This is a genomic window from Hathewaya massiliensis, from assembly GCF_902143515.1.
Lineage (GTDB): Bacteria > Bacillota > Clostridia > Clostridiales > Clostridiaceae > Hathewaya > Hathewaya massiliensis.
The window spans coordinates 96486-119322 of the sequence record NZ_CABFVD010000003.1 but is presented as its reverse complement, the minus strand read 5'-3'; the positions used below and the strand labels follow the sequence as shown (position 1 = coordinate 119322).

At 30.9% G+C, this 22837-nt stretch carries 16 protein-coding genes, 3 pseudogenes and 1 other annotated feature; of the genes and pseudogenes, 18 read left to right on the top strand and 1 reads right to left on the bottom strand.

What is annotated here, in order from left to right:
• Positions 1–253 precede the first annotated feature (253 nt).
• The 8 genes from FNZ64_RS07585 to FNZ64_RS14675 all read left to right on the top strand — a co-directional run bounded on the left by FNZ64_RS07585 (position 254) and on the right by FNZ64_RS14675 (position 10515).
• Positions 254–640: a hypothetical protein gene (locus tag FNZ64_RS07585; protein WP_142414223.1), complete on the top strand. Its 387-nt coding sequence runs from the start codon at positions 254–256 to the stop codon at positions 638–640.
• Between the two features lie 371 nt (positions 641–1011).
• Positions 1012–1236 (top strand): DUF6718 family protein, encoded by a 225-nt coding sequence (locus FNZ64_RS07575; RefSeq protein ID WP_142414222.1) that lies wholly within the window; start codon positions 1012–1014, stop codon positions 1234–1236.
• Between the two features lie 431 nt (positions 1237–1667).
• Positions 1668–2735: a Wadjet anti-phage system protein JetD domain-containing protein gene (locus FNZ64_RS07570; protein WP_243129236.1), complete on the top strand. Its 1068-nt coding sequence runs from the start codon at positions 1668–1670 to the stop codon at positions 2733–2735.
• Positions 2728–4317 carry a hypothetical protein gene (locus tag FNZ64_RS07565; protein WP_142414220.1) on the top strand — a complete coding sequence of 530 codons (1590 nt, stop codon included), beginning with the start codon at positions 2728–2730 and terminating at the stop codon, positions 4315–4317. Before FNZ64_RS07570 ends, FNZ64_RS07565 begins: the two co-directional genes overlap by 8 nt.
• Before the next feature lie 11 nt (positions 4318–4328).
• Positions 4329–5060, top strand: coding sequence for a DUF6063 family protein (locus FNZ64_RS07560; RefSeq protein ID WP_142414219.1), 732 nt, complete (start codon positions 4329–4331; stop codon positions 5058–5060).
• Positions 5060–9481 (top strand): coiled-coil domain-containing protein, encoded by a 4422-nt coding sequence (locus FNZ64_RS07555; protein WP_142414218.1) that lies wholly within the window; start codon positions 5060–5062, stop codon positions 9479–9481. The genes FNZ64_RS07560 and FNZ64_RS07555 overlap by 1 nt, the downstream gene beginning before the upstream one ends.
• A gap of 122 nt (positions 9482–9603) precedes the next feature.
• On the top strand, positions 9604–10068 hold the full coding sequence (locus tag FNZ64_RS07550; RefSeq protein ID WP_142414217.1) for a hypothetical protein: 465 nt from the start codon (positions 9604–9606) through the stop codon (positions 10066–10068).
• A gap of 285 nt (positions 10069–10353) precedes the next feature.
• Entirely contained in the window at positions 10354–10515 is a 162-nt protein-coding gene (locus FNZ64_RS14675) for a hypothetical protein (protein ID WP_185903715.1), read from the top strand.
• Positions 10516–10809: 294 nt separating this feature from the next.
• Here FNZ64_RS14675 and FNZ64_RS07540 read toward each other — a convergent pair whose 3' ends face one another.
• Positions 10810–11238 (bottom strand): hypothetical protein, encoded by a 429-nt coding sequence (locus FNZ64_RS07540; protein WP_142414216.1) that lies wholly within the window; start codon positions 11236–11238, stop codon positions 10810–10812.
• A 78-nt stretch (positions 11239–11316) separates the two neighbouring features.
• On the opposite strand from FNZ64_RS07540, the pseudogene FNZ64_RS07535 reads away from it, so the two are divergent.
• The 10 genes and pseudogenes from FNZ64_RS07535 to cutC all read left to right on the top strand — a co-directional run.
• A pseudogene (locus FNZ64_RS07535) lies at positions 11317–11658 on the top strand (amino acid permease); the annotation flags it as partial.
• Between the two features lie 250 nt (positions 11659–11908).
• A pseudogene (gene pduB, locus FNZ64_RS07530) lies at positions 11909–12616 on the top strand (propanediol utilization microcompartment protein PduB); the annotation flags it as partial.
• A 76-nt stretch (positions 12617–12692) separates the two neighbouring features.
• Positions 12693–12969: a binding site (T-box leader), on the top strand.
• Between the two features lie 64 nt (positions 12970–13033).
• Complete coding sequence (locus FNZ64_RS07525) at positions 13034–15001, top strand: class I tRNA ligase family protein (protein ID WP_142414214.1); 1968 nt, start codon at positions 13034–13036, stop codon at positions 14999–15001.
• 218 nt (positions 15002–15219) lie between these two features.
• Complete coding sequence (locus FNZ64_RS07520; protein ID WP_142414213.1) at positions 15220–16050, top strand: MerR family transcriptional regulator; 831 nt, start codon at positions 15220–15222, stop codon at positions 16048–16050.
• Positions 16051–16514: 464 nt separating this feature from the next.
• A pseudogene (locus tag FNZ64_RS07515) lies at positions 16515–17626 on the top strand (hypothetical protein).
• Positions 17613–17879: a helix-turn-helix domain-containing protein gene (locus tag FNZ64_RS07510; RefSeq protein ID WP_142414211.1), complete on the top strand. Its 267-nt coding sequence runs from the start codon at positions 17613–17615 to the stop codon at positions 17877–17879. The pseudogene FNZ64_RS07515 and the gene FNZ64_RS07510 overlap by 14 nt, the downstream one beginning before the upstream one ends.
• Positions 17880–17919: 40 nt before the next feature.
• Entirely contained in the window at positions 17920–18216 is a 297-nt protein-coding gene (locus FNZ64_RS07505) for a BMC domain-containing protein (protein WP_142414210.1), read from the top strand.
• Positions 18217–18239: 23 nt separating this feature from the next.
• Entirely contained in the window at positions 18240–18539 is a 300-nt protein-coding gene (locus tag FNZ64_RS07500) for a BMC domain-containing protein (RefSeq protein WP_142414209.1), read from the top strand.
• Positions 18540–18585: 46 nt separating this feature from the next.
• Positions 18586–20079: an aldehyde dehydrogenase family protein gene (locus tag FNZ64_RS07495; RefSeq protein WP_142414354.1), complete on the top strand. Its 1494-nt coding sequence runs from the start codon at positions 18586–18588 to the stop codon at positions 20077–20079.
• A gap of 81 nt (positions 20080–20160) precedes the next feature.
• Positions 20161–22716 (top strand): choline trimethylamine-lyase, encoded by a 2556-nt coding sequence (cutC, locus tag FNZ64_RS07490; protein WP_142414208.1) that lies wholly within the window; start codon positions 20161–20163, stop codon positions 22714–22716.
• The last annotated feature ends 121 nt before the right edge of the window (positions 22717–22837 follow it).

The following is a 22837-nucleotide window of genomic DNA, read 5'->3' as shown; positions in this document are numbered from 1 at the left end:
CATAAACTGGAAGTTTATCTCTACTAGCAGCGGCATCTACGATTACCTTGGAGTTTTATAGGAAACTCTCAGCTTCTAACCTTTATAAAAAAACTTCTTTCTACTATATATAACAAGTTAATGAACTATGAGTGGGACAAAATGGGGCATTCTATTCCAATTTGAGTTACTGTAATTACATGGTATAATTTAATCAACATATTGATTAAAATTTGTAGTATATTGAGAACGATTATAAATGGGGGATAGTTAAATGTTATGTAAAGAAGATATAATTAGAATACTCAAGGAAATGGATTTGCCCTTAAGTGAATATTGGATAACTTCTGGTGCAGGATTAGTGATTCATGGAGTTAAAGAAGCCACAAGAGATATTGATTTGGGGTGTACAACAAATTTAGTTGAACAATATTTGGGAAAAGGCTGTCAATACAGAGTATCAGATGATAACTCAAAAATAGTAGAAGTAAGTGACAAGGTTGAATTGCTTGAAAATTGGTTTGTAGATGAAATTGAATTCATTGACGGATTACCAGTGGGTAGTTTAGAAAGTATCAAGAAACAAAAAGCAGAACTGGGGAGAGAGAAAGATATTCATGATATAAAACTTATAGATGAATATATTAAAAATAAAAAGTAATTAGCAACCAGAAAAAGTATTCTGCTTCGCTACATCCTTTTTCTGGAACATCACCAGGGGTCATGACATAAACATAAATAATTATAATGAAGTTTTAGAACAAGATTTAAATATTTTTAAGGTTGCTGATATGATAAAAGGGAAAGCTAATGATGATGGATATCGAGGATTTCATTTATATTATCAGAAGACGAATAAACATTATCCTATAGAGATTCAAATAAATACTAAGCATGATAGGATTATTAATGATTGGCTTCATGTACATTTGTATAAGTATGAAAAAAACAGTAATATAGGTGAATTGTTAAGAAGAAAATATGATAATGGAGAAATTAAAAATGAATCTGATTTTAAGGAGGTATTGAAGAATGTGTTATCTAGTAGCAAAGAAATTTGATAAAGAAGGAAGTTTAGTATTAGAGGCAGAACAAGGTCAAAGATTAGCATCATTATCTAAGTATCTAACATTAACAACACTTGAACGCGGGGTACAAATATTAACTTTAAACGATTTAGATAGTTATAGAGAATATGCTCCATATATATTAATTAATGATGAAGTTGAATTTATATCTAAAGTTATAAAAATGTAAAAATAGATTGCATCTCTAATTTTAGTGGTCCTAATTTCTATAAAAGATTATTGGATATAGAAATCATAAAAAGTATTCTGCCTTGCTACATCCTTTTTCTGGAACTACCCAGGGGTTGTGACATAAACTGGAAGTTTATGTTTGATAAATATTGATGAATCTATACGGAAGTAAGAAAAAGTCTGGTAAAAAAATTGCCAGACTTATTTTGGATTATAGGATAATTTAGATACAATAATAGGGAAGATCATAAGAGGAGAATGAGGATTTGAAAAGTAAGGATTTAGTATTAATATATTCAGTATCAAGGGCTATTTTTGAATAAGAGCATGAAAAGAAACTAGATGAACACAAAAGAGGTTTGCAATTATTGTTTGTGATTTTATGTAGAGCTTGTGATATAGTGAGCGCAGAGGAGTGAGAGAATTGTGATGAAAATAGAAAATGGTGAAATTCAGTCTAAAATGCTGAGTTTTAAAAGAAAAACTGTATGGACTTTAGATGAATTATTTATTTTATCATCTGAAATTTTAGGTATAGATATAAACGATGTTAAAAATAAATATTATGAAGAATTTTATAAGCTTATAAGCAATATGGAACGAAGCAATATTTTAAAAAAGTATGGTAATGAACAAAATTCTATGCAACCACGTCTTTATAAGAAGTATAAGCTAATAAAAGAAACTGATACTTTAACTGATGAGGAAAAAATAAAATTGATAGCTCTTAATAAACTGAATCTTAAATACTATAAAAAAAGAGCATCGGAGTTTAGGGAAGACTATGATATTTTGATGATCCTTAATAACTATATGAGGAATAAGACTGAATATAAGGATTTAAGTATGAATGAAGTAAGTTATGAGCTATTTGGCTATGAAAAGGCTATGACTACGGGGGAACCTGGAAGAGCTTCAGAAGTGATGGGTAAGATAGGCTTAAATGAAGAAAGTCTTGGATGCAGAACAAAATATAATCCTCTTTTGAATACTATATTTAAGGGGTTTTATCAAAAGGAAATAAGAAATATTCTTGTTATAGAAAATCTGGAAACGTACTGGACTTTAAATAGATTTTTGAGAGAGAATGAGACATCTATTGATATGCTAGTTTTTGGAGAAGGTTATAGTATAGTTAAGAACTTTGCTGGTATTATTCAATACGGTGTAACTACAAAAGACAATATTCTTTATTATGGGGATATAGATTTAGAAGGTATATGTATATACTCACTTTTGAAAAATAAATTTGATACATTCACTATAAAGCCTAATGTAAATTTATATAGAGGTCTTTTGAAATCTGGTAAGGATAGAGGGATTAAAGAATCTATTTCGCCAAATCAGACTATTCCATCTGAAGAGGATATGGCAGAGTTCTTAAGCTATTTTGGTAAAGAAGATAAAATAGAACTTAAAGATATACTAAAGAACAGACTATATATTCCACAGGAAAGTTTGAATTACAAAAGATTAAGGGGGTGGAAGGTTGAATAATAACTATTTAAAGACGCTTAATAATACATTAACAGAGTGTCCAGATAGAGTAGAATCATTACGTAAGTACTATCCGTTTTTTTATCTATTTAGTTATAGATATACTACTTTAAAAGGGTATGAACATATTAATATGGGTGAAGTTTGCTTAAGTCTTTTATCTTTTATGTTCTATGAAAACAAATTAAAAAATCAGAAAATTCAATTTGTAAATATTAAAGATTTTTTAGAAATGCTCTTAGTAAACCTTTATGAAATTACTCCTACAGCGGAAGAGTTAGATATATTCACAAACAATGTACTAGATAAGATACAAGGGGAGAATGGAGCAGGATATGAGTTATTTTTCCCAATGTATGATAAAAATAAAGATAAGGCTGGAATTAAAAATGTAAAGTATATAACTAGAAGTGGAGAAGAGGAAAGTGGAAAGCAGAACTATGAAATAACTCCACTAGCAATAGACTTAATACTTGCAACTAAAGAGTTTACAGAAGAAAGTAAGATAACTATCAGTCTACTTTTATTAAAGAAGCTTATAACTGATAGTGAATATGATAGTGCTCTTTTATCTTTAACTCAAGTAAATGCAGAAGTTATAAAACAGATATCTAAAGTATATGAAATCGAAATGAATCTTATATATGGTGGAAATAGAGGTTATGATGGTTTTCTAGCATATAGAAATCTAGCAGATAAAAGACAGAAGGAAGAAGAAGAATTATTTTCTGAAACAATGGAGCAAGTAAGAATTCTTAGGGAAGAATTTGCTACTAAAGTAAAGAAATCTGAGATAGGTGAGAAAGAGAAAAACGCTTTTAAGTGCTTAGATGAAATGGATAAAGAACTTAATAAGACGGTTGAACTTCATCAGCAGCTTTTAGGTAAAGTTGTAATCTTAACTAGAAAAGCAGACGAAATATTAAAACAGAAACGAATAAAGCTACTTAGACCATCTTTCGATTTTTCTACTTATATTGATAAATTAAATAAAGTTGGAAGTGCTGAAAATCTAGGTCACTTCGTAGCACCATTTATGTCTTTAAATATAGATAAGATATTTTCTCTTGGAAAAATAAATGACATGTTATTGTGTGGTATAAACAAGAGTGAAAGAGAAGGCGCTGTGGATAGAGAAGAAGATGATGCTATTAATATTGATACTGACAGATTTAATAGAGCAATTAGAGAAAGAGTTTCTTCTAATTATAAGCATGTAATAGAATATCTCTACATGATACTTGAAAAAAATGAAGAAGTTGATATGAAGGGAATTATAGAGAATGCGTCTGATGAGGACATAGAAAATATCTTTAAGAATCCCGATTTTATCGGCGTTATTATTGATATGATACGAGCTAACGAAACAAGTTATATAAAAAATGATAAACCTAAATCAAAAACTAAGAACGAAGATGAAGAGGAAAGTAATGCAAATTTATTAAAAAGGGTCATACTAGAGTCAAAGAAAAGATATAACAAAGATTATGGTATAGAAATTACTGCTATAGAAAACTCTTATATAGAAATAGCACCTGGATTCAATATGACAAATGTTACAGTAAAGAGAAAATATGATTAGGAGGTATGCATATGGATTCAAATAACAAAACTGCACTTGAGATTTTTTCAAAAGTTATAAGAAAGATTAAGATAGATGATAATACAAATCATGAATTATATAGAGCTGTAGTAACTAATTCTTTTGTAAGAGCATATCTAGAGGAAATGTTAGAGGAAATGGGATTAGACCTATATGTAAATGAAAAGAATGGAGTGTTTATTACACCAAAGCCGAATAATGATATATTTGGATATAAGAATGAAGAACTAAGAAGTGAGCTGCTTCTTAAAAACAATAGTGAGTTATATTTAACTTATTTTATAATTTTCACTCTAATATCTACTTTCTACATTCAAAGTAATTACAAAACACAGGTTGAATACGTAACCACTAAAAGCTTGTTGGATAAAGTTAACGAGAAGCTTAAACCATTATCTGATAGTTGTACTGTAAGCGGAGAGTATGAGTCTTCATTTAAGAAGTTATATGCTACATGGGAGAGCTTCCCAGAATCTTTAAGAAAAGATAATGAAAATGTTAATTATGATGATAATAGAGGAAAAACACAAATAGGTCTTATCAATAGAACTATGAGCTTTCTAATAAAACAAGATTTAGTATTAAGAGATACGCCAACAGGAAGATATTATATAACTGGAAGATTTGAATATATGATAGAGAGATTTTTTGATGATTCAAATACTAATACAGTTCTTATGGACTTATTGGATAAAGAAATTGAGAGGGAGGGGTTACGCTAATGCCAGGTTTATTAAGTACAAGGGTTTGTAATGCAAGATTTAGTGGTGGAAAGAAGTATTATGAAGATTTACAATTAAACTCTCATGGAGATGCTTTGGTTATAGATATGGTTAATGGAGGCGGTAAGTCTTTTTTAATTCAATGTATAGGGCAAACCATAATACCAAACAGCAGATGGCAAAATGACTGGGATTTTAAAGCCGTTTTTGAACCTAAAAATAAGAATACAGTAATTCACTGTGTTACTGAATGGGAATTAGACCATGGTATGGAATACAAATATTTACTAGCGGGATTCTGTGCATCAAAACCTACAAAAAACAATAACGATGATGAGGATAAGACTTACGCTGACTTTGAAAGATTTTCGTATATATGCTTATATAATAATCGTAACGAAAATGATATTTTTAATTTGCCTTTAAAAGAGGTTAATGACGATGGAAGTAGTAAATTTATGTCCTTGTCTGAATTAAAAAAATATCTTCATAGCATTAAGTCCGCAGACTATTATACAGAGCTATTTACAGTATCTAAATCTTATAGAAAGAGATTATCTCAATACAATATTACTGAAGCCGAGTGGGAGCTTATAAAAGGTGTTAATGCTGATGAAAAATATGTTGCAACTTATTTAAGACAATACCCTAATGCTGAAAAATTCATATTAGATTTTCTTATTCCTAAAATTGAAGAATGTTATTCTACAAGGGCAGGATACGAATATCAAGATAGTGAAAAACTAGCGTCTTCCCTTTTAAATATAAGAGAGAAGATGGATGAACTTATGAAAAGTAAGTCAAAGTCTCAAGAATATGAGAAGATTATAGAATCAATCAAAAAGTTAGCTATTAAGTTGGAGGATTTATCAACTAAGTATACTGAAAGAGAAAAAATATATACAGAGATTAAGAAGAGTATAATCTATTTAGAAGAAGAGATGATAAATCTTACAGATAAAAAGAGTGCTACTGAAATGGATTTTAATAATGTTAAAAAAGATATAGAAACTTTAGATATAAATATTCAAGCCTTAGAAATTAGAAATATAGAAAAGGCTTACGAAGAAAAGTTAATAGAGGAAGAGGAGAAAAAAGAAGAAATAGCCTCTCTTGAGAATACATTAGAGAAGGAAGAGCGTAACCGTTCTTTTAAATCTCAAGAAAACACCTACCACTCTATATTACAGGAAGAATCTAATATTAGTAGATGTAAAGCTAGTATTGAAACTTTAGAACTTAACAATAAAGAACTTGTTTCAGAAAGAAATTCTTTAGGTGCTGAGGTTAAATCTTACTTATTAGCTAAGAAAGAGTTAGTTGTAAGGAAAAAGAATGAAAATTTAGCTAATATATCTGATTGCAACAATGAAATAGATAAGTACTCCGATTCAGTAAGAGATAAGCAAAGTGAAATTATTAGTTTAAATAAAGATAACAAAAGAATAGCTAAGGAGAAAGATGAACTCGCTGAAAAAATCACTTCAAAAGAGTTTAAGATAATCCATAACTTAGATAAGGATATTTACACTAAGAGAAGATTAGAGGATGAAATAGAGGAGAATACAGTTATAGTTGACGACCTTATAAAAGAGCTATCTTCAATAGACCAGCAGATAAAAGAAACCGAAACAAATATAAATTCATTAAATATAGAAAAAGCTAAGCTTGATATGGAGTACAACATAGAGAGCGAAAAGCTAGAGGTGGCGGCAAATTTATATGGAAAATGTGAAGTTCTATTTGAAATATATGATTGTAGTTCTGTAGAAGAGCTTAATTCTACGTTATCCGATAAGCTTGCAAAGAATGAGGAAAGCAAAATTATCCTAACCGATGATATATCAAAATGCAAAAGTATTATAAGTACTTTGCAAAATCACAATATAACCTTAAGTAATGATACCATGAATATATATAACATTTTAAAGGGGAGATTCTCAAACCCATTATTAGGATTAGAGTTTATATCATCATTAGATATAAAAGAAAAAGAATATTTTATAAAAATGAATAGCTTGATTCCTTATGCAGTACTATTGGAAGATAATGATTATAAGAAGTTTATTGAAGATAAAGACTTACTGGATAACTATTACGGAAGTGCAGTTCCTGTTATAAGTAAAAAGACCTTAGAAGAAGTTATCATATATCCCAAAGGGGTTGCATTTACCTCAAAGGATATAGAATTCTATACAAATGAGGAAAAAATAGCTAGATTAAAGTTAGAAAAAGAAGAAGAGTTAAAAAGCTTGGAAATTAAAGTGAAAGAGATCGAAGATATTATATTATTTCTAAATAATGATATAAAACCTGTAAGAGAATTTATCGACAGATATATTAATAAAGCTACTCTTGAAAGCTTAGCTCTTACAGTAAGGAACATAGAAGAGCTTTTAGATAAAAATGAAGATAGTATAGATGTGTTTAATAAGCTTCAAATATCTCTTAAGTCAGATTTAATAGCTATAAATGAAAGAATTAAATCTGCAAATGATAATATATCTGAAAAGGAAAAACAACTTAGAGCCTTAGAAGTGTATTTAGATTGTAAAAGTAGAATGGATAAGCTAGAATTGGAGCTTACGGAAAATGATAAGGTATGTTCCGAGATAGATAAATCCTTAAAAGCTGAGCTAAATTATATAAAGGAACTTAGAGCAAGAAAATCCGAATTCGAAGATTTGAAAGAATCATTTACGAAACAAGAATATGAGATAGAGAGGAATATGGATAATATAGCTTTTGTTGGGGAAATAACTTCTAGTACTACCTTAACTGAAGATGAGTATCTAGATAAAAATAGTAGACTTACAGCTGTGTTAGAGAAGCTTCAAGGATCAAGCAGCGATTTAAAGATTTTAAATGATGAAATATTAAAATGTAAACAAAGAATAGGGGAAAATAAATCTATAATAGACCGCGAAAACTTCACTCTTGAGGAATTCTCTCATATAACCATTGATTTCGTAAAGAATTCTAATGAGCTTCTTAAAAATCTAAATGATTACGTGAAATCATTAGATAAGCAGTTAGGTGCATTGAAGTTAGAACTTATGGATATAAAATCTAGTAAAGGTGAATTAAAAGGTAGTTTAACTTCTAGAATAGATACTTTATTTAGTAATAATTCTGTTAATTATAGCGATATAAAGGAAAATATAGATGAAATGCTAGAAGGTCTTTCTTATGTAGATAAGGTTAAGGATATGAAAAATATAAGAAAAGAGGCTATAAATATCAAGGTTAAACTTGATAAGGAATTGAGGCTACTTGATGATAAGATAAGGTATAATAATGATACTAAAAACAAGTTTATATTGCTAGATAAGGATATTGACATAGAACTAAATGGAGAAAAGCTTACATCTATAAGAAATTATCAAGATGTAGCTACAGAACTTAAGATTGCTCAAAATAGTGTGAGGTATAAACTTAGTGAATTTAAGAGAGATGTAACTTTTGGCAAAAATATGACCACTAGCATTCAAGGGTACTCAGAAATCTTATCAGACCTTGAAGAACTTCCTACTAAATCATCGTCTTTAAAAAACATGGTAAGTAAATTAGCAGGAGAAGACGATAATAGCTGGATTTCTATGTTGAAATTTGAACAAGAGAAGATAGTTGAAAATATAAAGTCTTTAGAATTACAGGAAGAAAAATTCATAACTTTATGTATTCAAAAGAGTGAAAATGTTCTTAGAGATATTAAAAAGCTTACTGAACTTTCTATTATAGAGATTAATGGTAGAAGACAAGAAATGCTTAGAATTAATCTGAATAAGCTTCCAGATGAGTTAGCGAGAGAAAAAATGAAAAACTACATTGAGGGAATTATAGGGTCTTGTTCGGAAGAGAGTGACGATGCAGTAAGAAAAATCAAAATATCTAAAGGATTAACTACTGATAATTTGTTTAAGCAAATTATAGATAGAATAAAAAACAAATCAGTAGAGCTATATAAACTTGAAGATGTAGATAATATGGAGGTTAACGACTGGTTAAGCCTAGATAGAGCATACGGTTCTAAAGGTGAAACAAATGGTATGTATATAACTATGCTTATATGCATAATAAGTTACTTAAGAAAGCTGTATACAAATTCTACAGATGAAAGTAAGAAAGTAGTTATCTTAGATAATCCATTCTCTGGTACTACATCGGAAATTATATGGTTGCCTATACTAAATTTACTAAAGGAAAACAATGTACAGCTATGGGCGGCGGGATTCGAAATAAAGACACAGCTCGCTAATATATTTCCTACAAGATATTATATGGGTAAGAAAGCATCTAAGCATTATGAGAAGATAGTAATAAATAGATTCCATTCAGATTACAATCTAAGGTCATTAGGTTATGAAGAGTTATATGGAAGAAAAATGGACATTAAACAAATGGCTATGGATATAGACTAATAAATAAGGGGGTCATTGTTTTTTTATTCAAAAAAACGCTGAACCCTTGATATATAAAGATAAGGTAAAAAATATAGTGTAAAAAACTTTATACTAACAGAAATTAAGAAGGGGAGTAAAATATGAGTTGGGATGTAATAATTCAGAGTACAAAAGATATTCCATCTGAGGATGACATGGAAATTAATTCCTTGAAGTCGTATTTAGGTCAAAAAAGTGAGGTTATTAAAATAGTGGAAAGTGTGTTTGGTGATGTGGACTTTTCTGATAAGAGTTGGGGGATATTAGATAGGAAAGACTTTTCAATAGAGTTCAATATGGATGGACCAAGGGATAAGGTTGATTGTATTATATTGCATGTTAGAGGAGAGGATACCTGTCTTGAAACAATAGAAAAACTATGCAAATCCACAGGATGGTATGCACTAGATACATCCACAATGGATATTATTGATTTTTCAGATAGAAAGAATATTGGGTTTTATGAATGGAAGGATTTCTCAGATAAGGTGATAAAGGATTTAGAAGAAGACGATGGAAAAGTACAGCAAAATGTGAAACTTGATTTAAATACAAAGAATATGTAGAAAAGCAATTTGTTCCAATGCTTTATTTCAAAATCCAGCCTTATTTTTAGATATGAAGTTAACAAATTAAAATAGGGATAACCTTTTAGAAAATAATTTTTTCAATCTTAGATATACAGGTGGTACAGAAACCTATTGGAATAAGGAGAAAAAGAATTTAATACCTGCAATGAAAGAAGGTTTACAAATAGGATATGATATAGTGGACAAGGAGTCTTATGAAACTGCTTTTAATAGCTTTGCAGAGGATGGACTTACACATGCATGGGACATAGTTGGAATGGTTTGAGTAACTCAAAATGCATATACTGCAAGCTACATTGTAAAAAAGCAACTTCTTTAGTATTATGCATAGGAAATTGGGCTGCTAAAAAGGTTGGAATACCAAGCATTTGGCCTACAAAAGATCTAATCATAGTTTCATTGATGCTTTTGAGCGTTGTATAGTAAAAAAATAATAGATAAAATAACATTAAGAGATATTACTGTTAAAGCAGGTTATAATAGGGGTACATTTTACTTTAATATATCACAAAAGCAAGGAACCCTACGTCTAATTTCTAAGAGTACCTTGCTTGTTTTTGTGATTATCCTTCTACAAGTGTGTGTGTGGGATATCGACATGCGTATCTCGTGCTTTAAAAATTCTGATTAAATTTTCTTATGAAAGTACCCTTATTTAAAAGCAGTTATAAAAACACACTGGTTTATTCAGAGTATTCTGGGTGGATAAATAAATTTTTAGAGAAACTGTTTAAGTTGCTGGACATTATCCTCTTCAAACTTAAGCAATTTTTCCATGAGTTTTATAATACTGGGCTCAGCTTCATTGTACTTTTTTAGATTTTTAATTGCATCAATGACGCCCATATTACTTCCTATAATCAGCATTTCGGAAATATGTGAGGGTGTTTTATCCGTCATAGTTTGCATATTAATCATGAAATAAGTTTTAATTTTATCAAATGTGCTAATGCCCTTTTCATCATGACCATTTTCATTCAGTGCTTTTTGTGCAGTTAAATGAATTTCTTTATACTCATTTAACTGGGATTGTAAATGTTTTTTAAAGTTCTCATCTTCAACTATACCCAATAATTGGTTAATTGTATCCACACCCATTTGTGAATTCTGAAAGATGAAGTTTAATAATTCGGTATTTCCATTCATTTCTATCACACTCCTCATATATTTAGGATATCCGATTAATGGTTAAGTATTCAGTTTAATTATAGGTTATTAGTGAAAATAGAGAGTGTTGATGTTTTAGTTAAATGGTTAGTAAAATTAAATGCAGTTTGTATGCCATTGAGATATTTATGGGTGTTTACTGCATATATTGCCCTAAAGAAAGCAGGGGATAAGTTCCCATCACAATATAAATTTGTTAAAAGTAAAACTGTAGGGATAATATTTGGAGCTTGGTGTTTTGCATTTACTGCTTTTACATGTATAGGTGGAGTGTATTCTACAGATACTTTCCAATTAGTGCTTAACATTGTAACACCATTTGCTTTAGTAGGATTAGGATTAATATTATCTTTAATAGCTAAGAAAACTAATAAAGAAGATGCTGTAGTTAATAAATAAAATATATAGGCCGGTACCGTTTGATGTGATTCCTTTATAGTAGACAGTTAAAATAATAAAACTGTTTTTATAAAGGGGGAGTATCAGTTAAAAAGGTGCTGGCTTTTTTATATTTATAGCATTGATATGCTAATATTTTATATAGCATTTTTTTTAATTCTACGGTAATATATTCTTTGTTAACATACGCTTGTAAATTAGTAAGATCACAAAATCAAAAGATGAAAATTAATCTCAAAAGGAGAATGAGTTAATGAATATAATATCACCAATATCTGAATTTGTAGGAACAGTAAAGTATGGAGATACAGTGGGGCTTGTTATACCAAATGTAAGTAGTGTTTTGCGAGAGGAAATGGGATTAGATAAAAACCATAGAGCAATAGGCATTATAAGTAATAGAACTGGAGCGGGCTCTCAAATTATGGCTGCTGATGAGGCGGTAAAAGCTAGTAATGCTAAAGTGGTTAGTGTTGAGCTTCCTAGAGATACAAAAGGGGGAGCTGGGCATGGATGCTTAATCATACTTGCATCAGAAGATGTAGCTGATGTAAGAAATGCAGTAGAAATTGCTCTTAATAATACGGAAAGAAATTTTGGAGAGGTTTATGGATTTGATGCAGGTCATTTAGACTTGCAATATACAGCAAGGGCAAGCTTTGCTCTAAATAAAGGTTTTAATGCTCCTATAGGAAAAGCTTTTGGTATAATTGTAGGGGCACCAGCAGGCATTGGAGTTGTAATGGCAGATACTGCACTTAAAACTGCAAATGTTGAACTTATTAGTTATTTAAGTCCAAGTAAGGGAACTTCATATTCAAATGAAGTCATAATAACTATAACAGGAGATTCAGAGGCTGTAAGGCAATCGGTAATTGCTGCTAGAGAAGTGGGATTATCTATTGCTAAATCAATGGGTGAAAATCCTATATCCACTACGGGGAAACCTTATATCTAATATCATATATAAATTCTGAACTCATAGCATGTCTTACAATTGACACTTAGCCTTATAAGGTATATAATTATAGAAATTAAAGGCTATGAAAAGAGCAGTAGTTATAAAGTAGTACACAGAGAGCTTCCGGTTGGTGAGAGGAAGTTATGAGTTTATAATGAAACAAGTCTTGGAGCTTCATACGGATCTTATAAGAGGTTATTATAAGTGATGCTATGACGTTGGTTCACGTTACAGAACTAGAGTATGATTTTTCTTAGAGTTTTAGGAAGATGGTGTACTTTACGAGTCTAAAATGATGACATTTTAGAGAATAAAGGGTGGTACCGCAAAATAGAATTTTTGCCCCTGTAGATATAGTTCTACAGGGGTTTTTTGACGTAAAAAATTATAGTGAAATTTCAAGGAGTGAAAAATATGATAAGTAAAAGATTAGGAAGAAATGAAAGACCAGTATTTCCAAAGAAGGCTGTAATTACAGCTGGGATGCCTTATGGAAACAAAAACCTTCACTTTGGGCATGTTGGTGGAATGTTTATACATGCAGATATATTTGCAAGATTTTTAAGGGATAGAATAGGGAAAGAAAATGTAATTTTTATATCGGGTACAGATTGTTATGGTTCACCTATTCTTGAAAGCCATAGAAAGCTTAAGGAAGATGGCTATGAAAAAACTATAGAGGACTATGTTAAGGATAATCATTTAAGTCAAAAGAAAACCTTAGAAGATTATAATGTTAGCTTGAATCTTTTTGGTGCTTCAGCTATTGGAAGAACTGGTGAAATTCATAATAAAACTTCAGAAGAAATATTTAATACCCTATTTAAAAATGGCTATATAAAAAAGATGTCAGCACTACAATTTTATGATGAAGATAAAAAAATATTTCTTAATGGAAGACAAGTAACTGGTAAATGTCCAATTGCTGGATGTAATTCTGAGAAGGCATATGCAGAAGAATGTTCATTAGGACATCAATATATGTCGTCAGAGTTAATCAATCCTATTAGTGCATTATCAGGAAAAAAGCCAGAACTAAAGAGTGTAGATAACTGGTACTTTACCTTAGATGAGTCTATGGATATTATGAATGAGCTTAATGAGTTTTTAAAGAAAAACACTAACAGAAGAAAATATGAGCTTAAAACTATAGATGAATTTTTAAAGAAACCATTAATATCTGTTCCAAGAAAATATATTGATGACCTTAGTGAGTTAGAAGTTAAGCTTCCAAAGCATGAGACCATAGATGAAGAAAAGAAATCTTTTGTAACTTTCATTTTTGAAAACTTAGAAGAGAGAGATAAAGCTAAAGAAATATTAGATAATTTCAGCATTAACTATACAAGTGGTAAGACTTTGGTTCCTTTTAGATTATCAGGAAACATTTCTTGGGGAGTAAAAGTGCCAGACAGAGATGACTTAAAGGATTTAACATTTTGGGTATGGCCAGAATCATTATGGGCGCCAATATCTTTCACTAAAGCATATCTAGAGTCCATAGGGGAAAATCCTGAAAACTGGCATAATTGGTGGGATGATGACGATTCTATGGTATATCAATTTATAGGTGAAGATAATATTTATTTCTATTCAATCGCTGAAATAGCAATGTTTATTGGACTAAAAATAGCTAAAGGTGAAGCTGTAGATGTTTCTAAAATTAAGTTGCCACATATTATTTCTAATAAACATGTTTTATTTATGGATAAAAAAGCTAGTAGTAGTTCAGAAGTTAAGCCTCCAATGGCAGATGAATTATTAGAACATTATTCAAAAGACCAATTACGTATGCACTTTATGAGCTTAGGATTATCTTCAAAGAGTGTTGGATTTAAGCCACAAGTTTATATGAATGAAGAAGAAAAAGTAGGTGTAGATCCAGTGTTAAAGGAAGGAAACCTTCTAACCAATGTGTTTAACAGGCTTCTTCGTTCATGCTTCTATACATTGCAAAGTATGAATGAAAGTATTCCAAGCATGGAAGTAAGCGAAAAAATAAAAGAATTAACAGAAAGAACAGTATTAGAATATGAAACACATATGTATAACCAAGATTTTCACAGAATATCATATGTTCTTGACGATTATATAAGAGAAATAAACAAATATTGGTCTAACAATATTAAAAATGAAGAATTAAAAAGACAAGTAATAGCAGATTGCTTTTATGCGTGCAAAGTAATAGCAGTACTAGTTCATCCCATAGCACCAGAAGGCTGTGACAAGGTTAGAGATTACTTGAATATAGATGATGAATTATGGAATTGGGATAAAATACTAGACCCTCTTAATTCTTATTTTAAAGATGGTGAGGATCATAAGTTTAAGTTCCTTGAACCAAAGAGTGATTTCTTTGAGAAAATGGAGCATCAATATTAATAAATTATTGTAAGTCAATGGGTGAAAACCCCATATCCACCACAGGTAAACCTTATATTTAATATAGTGTTTATAATGATTTTATTTTATGCCACTCATTAATGGGTGGTTTTTTTGCGTGTTTCACTTCATAAAAGTTGAAAAATTACATATTTTAAAATATAATTTAAATTACATTTTAAAATTATAAATAAAATATAGAAACAGGAGGAGCTAATATGAAAGATGAGCTATATTCCATAGGTAAAGTTGGCGAAATATGCAAGATAACAAAAAAAGCATTGAGATATTATGACAAAATGAATATATTATCGCCTGATAAAGTAGATGATGAAAGTGGGTATAGATATTATAGCAAGGAAACTTTATTATCTGTTCCTATGATAAAATATTATAAACAGAGTGGGTTTAAGCTTGAAGAAATGAAAGCTTTTTTAGAAGGAAAAACTTATGACTTTTTTCATAATAGCTTTAGAAAGAAAATTGATGAATTAAAAGAACTTGAGAGAGAAATAAATTTAAAAATAAGATCCGTTAAAGATTGGGATGACCTTATAGTTGAAGCACAGAATGTAATTGAGAATAATGTTTGTGATGTGTCTATAAAATACATAGAAAATAGTACCTTAACTTTTTTAGATCAAGATTTTAATTATGATTATATGGACTCTATAATTAATATAGAATTTACTAAGTATATAGATAGTATAAATAATGCAATAACAGGTCCTGTGATTATATGTTTTCCATGTTTTGAAGATAAGATTAGTGGAAAGTGCAATAAAATGAGAATAATGCAAGAAGCAATTTTAAAATGTAAAGAGGAGGCAATCACTAATTTTGGAGGATGGATGGCTGCATCTTGTTATCATATAGGCTCTCATGAAACAATTAATGAAACATATGAAAAAATAAAAGAATGGACAGAAAAACATAACTATATATGTGCTGAAGAATCTTATGAAAGATATGTAACAGATTATTGGACTACTAAAAATACTGATAAATTTGTAACTGAAGTTTTAATCAAAATCAGTAGAAAAAAATAATTTTTTAATATTTAAAACATTAACCTTAGGGTAAAGTATTGAAGGGATAAGGTATTAAAATTGCGAATAATGAATATTACTCAATAAAATATATTCATCCATTTCAGAAAATTAAATTTTATTAATTGATATTGGGGCAGTTTCATGTTTGTTATTTAAAGAACATGGAAACGCCCCAATTTTCATGTTTAAATAAGTTGTTTATTAAATTTGAATTGTATTTCTGATTATAAGATTATAAATTATTTAAATATTCTTGTTAAATATCTGTTGACCTTGCCCTATGGGGAAAGGAATATAATTTACTTAAATAAAATACATAGAAGATAAAAATGAAAAATGTCCAGTAGCTCTAAAATGAAATATCCAAATTATAACGGTTTTAAAGTATATTTATTGCAAATTTTTATTTAATAATATAAATTTTAAAAATTATTTTACATAAGAGGAAGGAGTTTTATTTTATGAGTGGAGATTCAAAAGCAGTAAGCTTAGAAGCAATCGCTGCAAAGAAGAAATTAGCAAGTGATTTCTTCAAAAAGGGTATATCACTAGCTTTATTTTCAGGACTTGCTTATGGACTATATACGGCATGTCTAACTATGGGTATGGCTAAAGGTGTTTGGGGTGACTGGTATGGTAATAATACAGCTGGTTTATCAGCCTTTGTTATAGCATATTTGCTTGCAGCACTTGGTAATGCTATAAATGACACATGTAGCGCAATTTGGTCACTTTTATATGCAGCAGTTAAAGGGAAATTTGGAGACTTTTTAAGATGTATTAACACAAAACCAGGACGTATCATGATATTAGCAGCTCTTATTGGAGGACCTATAGCGGGTACTGCTTATGTTATAGCTCTTCAAATGGCTGGTTCAATAGTTGTTCCTATATCAGCTCTTTGTCCTGCTATTGCTGCTATACTAGGTAAAGTTTTATATAAGCAAGAATTAAATAAACGTATGGCATTTGGTATTTTAGTTTGTGTATTTGCTAGTTTCCTAATTGGTAGTACAGGGCTTAGTGGTGGTGCTTCAGCAAAGACTTTAATTGGTATTGCAATAGCTATTGTTGCGGCTCTTGGATGGGGCTTTGAAGGTTGTGTAGCTGGATATGGTACAGCAATGATCGATCCTGAAATTGGGATTTGTATTCGTCAAGTAACATCAGGAATAGCGAATTTATTCATATTAGTTCCAATTTTCGGAATGATGGCAGGTGGAGTTAACATTTCAATTGATCTTGCAATGAAGGCATTTACAAGTTCTCCTGCAATGGTTTGGTTTGCTTTAAGTGGGCTTTTATCCTTTGTTACATTTATGACATGGTATGCTGGAAACAGTATGTGTGGAGCAGGGCTTGGTACTGCATGTAATGGTACATATTCTTTCTTTGGTCCATTATTCTGCTTATTGTTATTAGGAGTATATGGTGGAATGGACGGATGGTCATTACCTTCTGTTGCTTGGATTGGAGCTGTAATAATGATGTTTGGTATACTCACAATATCTATGAATCCACTTGATTTATTAAAGAAAAAGAAGATGGAGGAGATATAGATGAAACCGCTTAATTATGCAATTTTAAAACATTTTACTAAAGTTTCTGAAGCTTGTGCTGTGGATGTTATAAATGCACTAGGAGAAGAATATGGGAACTTTAAGGCACTAAACAAGAAATCTGTAGTTAATGCTTTAATGACGGCAGAAGCAAATGGCCTTATTGAAGAAACAAGATTTGATTTAGACGAAGATAAAGAGTTAAGGGTTTATTATCGTGCAAACGAAGAGGGAGCCGCTACAATTAATAAATATATAGAAGATTAATTTTATAATAAATTATTAAAATAGGAGGGAGAACCCTTAAATGAGATACTATGGAGATGAGGCTTTAGGTCTTGTAGAAACGGTAGGATTAGTTCCTGCACTTGAAGCAGCAGATAAAATGCTTAAGGCAGCTAATGTTGAATTAATATCATACGAAAATATTGGTTCAACTCTTGTGACTATTATGGTAAAAGGTGATGTTGGAGCAGTAAGGGCAGCTGTAGAAGCAGGTGCTGCAGCTGCAGCTGCTGTTGGTACATTAACAGCAAAGAATGTTATGCCACGTCCTATTAAAGAAGTTGGAAATATAGTTTCAGTACACGATATCGATTCATAAAAGAGGGAGGAAATGATGTACATATGGCAGGATATGAAGCTTTAGGATTAATCGAAACTTTTGGTCTGGTTTTTGCTTTAGAAGCAGCAGACGCTATGTGCAAATCGTCAAATGTTGAGCTTGTAGGATATGAAAATGTTGCATCAGGCTATATATCTGTACTGGTTCGTGGTGATGTTGGTGCTTGTAAAGCAGCAGTAGATGCAGGTGTTGCAGCAGTTCAAGCAATGGAAGGCGGAAACCTTTATAGTTCACTGGTTATTCCAAGGCCACATGATGATCTTGAAAAAATAATAAAGCGTTATGCTATTGAAAATCTGTAATAGAATAGAAAAATAAATTTTAAAGGAAAGGAGAGAAAAAATGAATATTAATATTATTGATAATGATTTACTCTCCATGCAGGAAGCTAGGATTCTTGTTGAAAATGCCAGAGAGGCACAAAGAAAATTAGCAACTTTCCCACAGGAAAAACTTGATGAGATAGTTTATTGTATGACAGAAGAGATTGAAAAACATTTAAAGGAACTTGCAAAGATATCTAATGAAGAAACAGAATGTGGAAAGTGGGAAGACAAGTATTTAAAAAATAACTTTATGTGTAAATATTTGAAAAATAGACTTAAAGGTATGAATTGTGTAGGTATTATCAATGAAGATAAAGTTAATAGGACAAAAGAGGTTGGAGTGCCAATGGGTGTTATTATAGGATTTTGTCCATTAACTAGTCCTGTATCTACAACCATATATAATGCATTGATTGCAATTAAATCAGGAAATGCAATTATATTTTCACCTCATCCAAGAGCTAAAAATACAATTTTTAAAACAATTGATATTTTAATTAAGGCAGCAGAGAAGGCGGGACTTCCAGAAGGTGCACTTGCATATTTGCATACAGTAACTAAAAACGGTTCTTTAGAGCTTATGAATCATAGAGATACTTCTCTTATAATGAATACAGGAGTTCCAGAAATGCTTGATGCGGCTTATAACTCAGGTAAACCAGTAATCTATGGTGGGAATGGAAATGGTCCAGTATTCATAGAGCGTACAGCTGACATAGCACAAGCTGTTAAAGATATTGTTTGTAGTAAAAGTTTTGATTATGGAGTTGTATCTAGTGCTGAACAATCAATTGTGGTTGATAGTTGTATTGCATCTGTGGTAAAACAGGAATTTCTTAAAAATGGTGGATACTTTATGACAGAGGATCAGGCTGAAAAACTGGGTTCAATTCTTTTTAATAAAGATGGAAGCCTTGAATCGGAAATGATCGGTAAATCACCACAGTTTTTAGCTAAACGTGCTGGTTTTAGTATTCCACAGGATGTAAAGCTACTTATTTCACAGCAAAAGTTTGTCTCTAAGAATAATCCTTACTCAAAGGAAAAACTTTGTCCTGTTTTAGCTTTTTATATAGAGGATGATTGGATGCATGCTTGTGAAAAGTGTATAGAATTGTTACTTACAGAGAGATATGGACATACACTTGTTATACATTCAAAGGATGAAGAAGTTATTCGCCAGTTTATTCTTAAAAAACCTGTTGGAAGGGTACTTGTTAACACTCTAGGAGCTTTGGGAAGTATGGGTGCGACTACAAACTTATTTCCTTCAATGACTTTAGGCAGTGGTTCTGCAGGTCAAGGAATGACTTCGGACAATGTTTCACCTATGAATTTAGTATATGTTCGTAAAGTTGGGTATGGGGTTCGTACAGTAGAGGAGATTATTAGAACAATAGATAATAAAGAAAATTCTACTGCTATAACTTCAAGTGATAAGTTAAATGTAAATGAAATAGATAACTATAAGTTATTAGAGAATATTGTAAAAAAGGTTCTAGAAGAATTAAAATAAAAAATCATATTTAACATATGAAATAAACTAAAGAAAAATAGTTAATTTATAAAATAAACTAAAGAATGTGAGGTAATAAATTTGGATATTAATGAATTTTCAAATAAATTTTCAGCTAAGTTTATGGAAGCTACTAAGAACATGTCTAACGAAGAGCGTGCTAGTTTAATGAAGATGTTTGCTAGTGTTTCTAAAGATATAATGAAAGAAGAACCAGATATTTTAAATATTATATCTGGTGACAATAATGGTGAAATTCCTGATGGAATAACAGAACGTTTAATTAAGTTAAAAGAAAATTATATGAAGCAAGTTCCATCAATAACAACTCATAGAGCAAGAGCAATTACTAAAATAGCTAAAGAAAATCCTGGTATCCCTAAATCAGTTTTGCGTGGAAAATGCTTTAAGTATTGTTGTGAAACTGCACCATTAGTAATTCAAGATAATGAGCTTATAGTTGGAGCACCAAATGGAAAACCTCGTGCTGGAGCATTTTCTCCTGATATAGCTTGGAGATGGATGGAGGATGAAATTGATACAATAGGAAATCGTCCACAAGACCCATTCTATATCTCAGAAGAAGATAAGAAAATTATGCGTGAGGAGTTATTCCCATACTGGAAGGGTAAATCAGTTGATGAATACTGTGAAGACCAGTATCGTGAAGCAGGAGTATGGGAACTTTCAGGAGAATCCTTTGTTTCTGATTGTTCATATCATGCAGTAAATGGTGGTGGAGACTCTAACCCAGGATATGACGTTATCTTAATGAAAAAAGGTATGCTAGATATAAAGAGAGAAGCAGAAGAAAAATTAGCTAATCTAAGTTATGAAAAACCAGAAGATATAGATAAAATTTATTTCTACAAATCAATGATTGATACTGCAGAAGGTGTTATGATATATGCTAAACGTATGTCAGAGTATGCTGCAGAACTTGCTGCAAAAGAAACTAATCCTAAGCGTAAAGCTGAACTATTAAAGATTTCTGAAGTAAATGCTAGAGTTCCAGCTCATAAGCCAAGCAATTTCTGGGAAGCAATACAAGCAGTTTGGACTATAGAATCATTACTTGTAGTTGAAGAAAATCAAACAGGTATGTCTATAGGACGTGTTGACCAATATATGTACCCATTCTATAAAGCTGATGTTGAATCAGGACGTATGACTGATTTTGAAGCATTTGAATTAGCAGGTTGTATGCTTATCAAAATGTCTGAAATGATGTGGATAACAAGTGAAGGTGGTTCTAAGTTCTTTGCAGGTTACCAACCATTTGTTAACATGTGTTTAGGTGGTGTTACTAGAGAAGGACGTGACGCTACAAATGAATTAACATACCTTTTAATGGATGCAGTTCGTCATGTTAAGATATATCAACCATCTGTATCATGTCGTATCCACAAAGGATCACCACAAAAATATCTTAAAAAGATAGTTGATGTTATTCGTGCAGGTATGGGATTCCCAGCATGTCACTTTGACGATGTTCATATAAAAATGATGTTAGCTAAAGGTGTTTCTATAGAAGATGCAAGAGATTACTGTTTAATGGGATGCGTTGAGCCACAGAAATCAGGAAGATTATATCAATGGACTTCTACAGGATATACTCAATGGCCTATATGTATAGAGCTTGTTTTAAATCATGGTGTACCACTATGGTATGGTAAGAAAGTATGTCCAGATATGGGGGATTTAAGCCAATTTAAAACTTACGAACAATTTGAAGCAGCTGTTAAAGAGCAAATTAAATTTATTACTAAATGGACAAGTGTTGCTACAGTAATTTCTCAACGTGTTCATAGAGATCTTGCGCCAAAGCCACTTATGTCTATGATGTATGAAGGATGTATGGAAAAGGGTAGAGGTGTAGAAGCAGGCGGAGCTATGTATAACTTTGGACCTGGAGTAGTTTGGAGCGGTCTTGCAACTTACACAGATTCTATGGCAGCTATAAAGAAATTAGTATTTGAAGAGAAGAAATATACATTACAAGAGATGAATGAAGCTTTAAAGGCTGATTTTGTTGGATATGAAAAATTAAGAAAAGACTGCTTAGAAGCACCTAAGTATGGTAACGATGATGATTATGCAGATTATATTGCTGCTGACTTAATTAACTTTACTGAAAGAGAGCACCGTAAATATAAGACATTATATTCAGTACTTAGCCATGGTACTTTATCAATATCAAATAACACTCCATTTGGACAACTGACAGGAGCTACAGCAAATGGACGTAAAGCATGGTTACCTTTATCAGATGGTATAAGTCCATCACAAGGATCTGATTTCAAAGGACCTACTGCTATAATAAAATCTGTTTCTAAAATGTCTTGTGAAGATATGAATATAGGTATGGTTCATAACTTTAAGTTAATATCTGGTCTTCTTGATACTAAAGAAGGTGAACAAGGAATCATTACATTATTACGTAGTGCATGTGCCCTTCAGCTTGGAGAAGTACAGTTTAACTACTTAGATAACAATACTTTAATAGAAGCACAGAAACACCCAGAGCAATATCGTGACTTAATCGTTCGTGTTGCTGGATACAGTGCATTCTTTGTTGAGTTATGTAAAGATGTTCAGGATGAAATTATTAGTAGAACTATGATTAATCATTTTTAATTATAGAAATTTAAAAAATATATAAGTTAAAACTTTTTATAATAGGTTTTTATAAGGTCTGCAATCTACAGTTTTGTGCTGTAGATTGCAGATTAAAATTAATATATTAAAAATCAAAGTA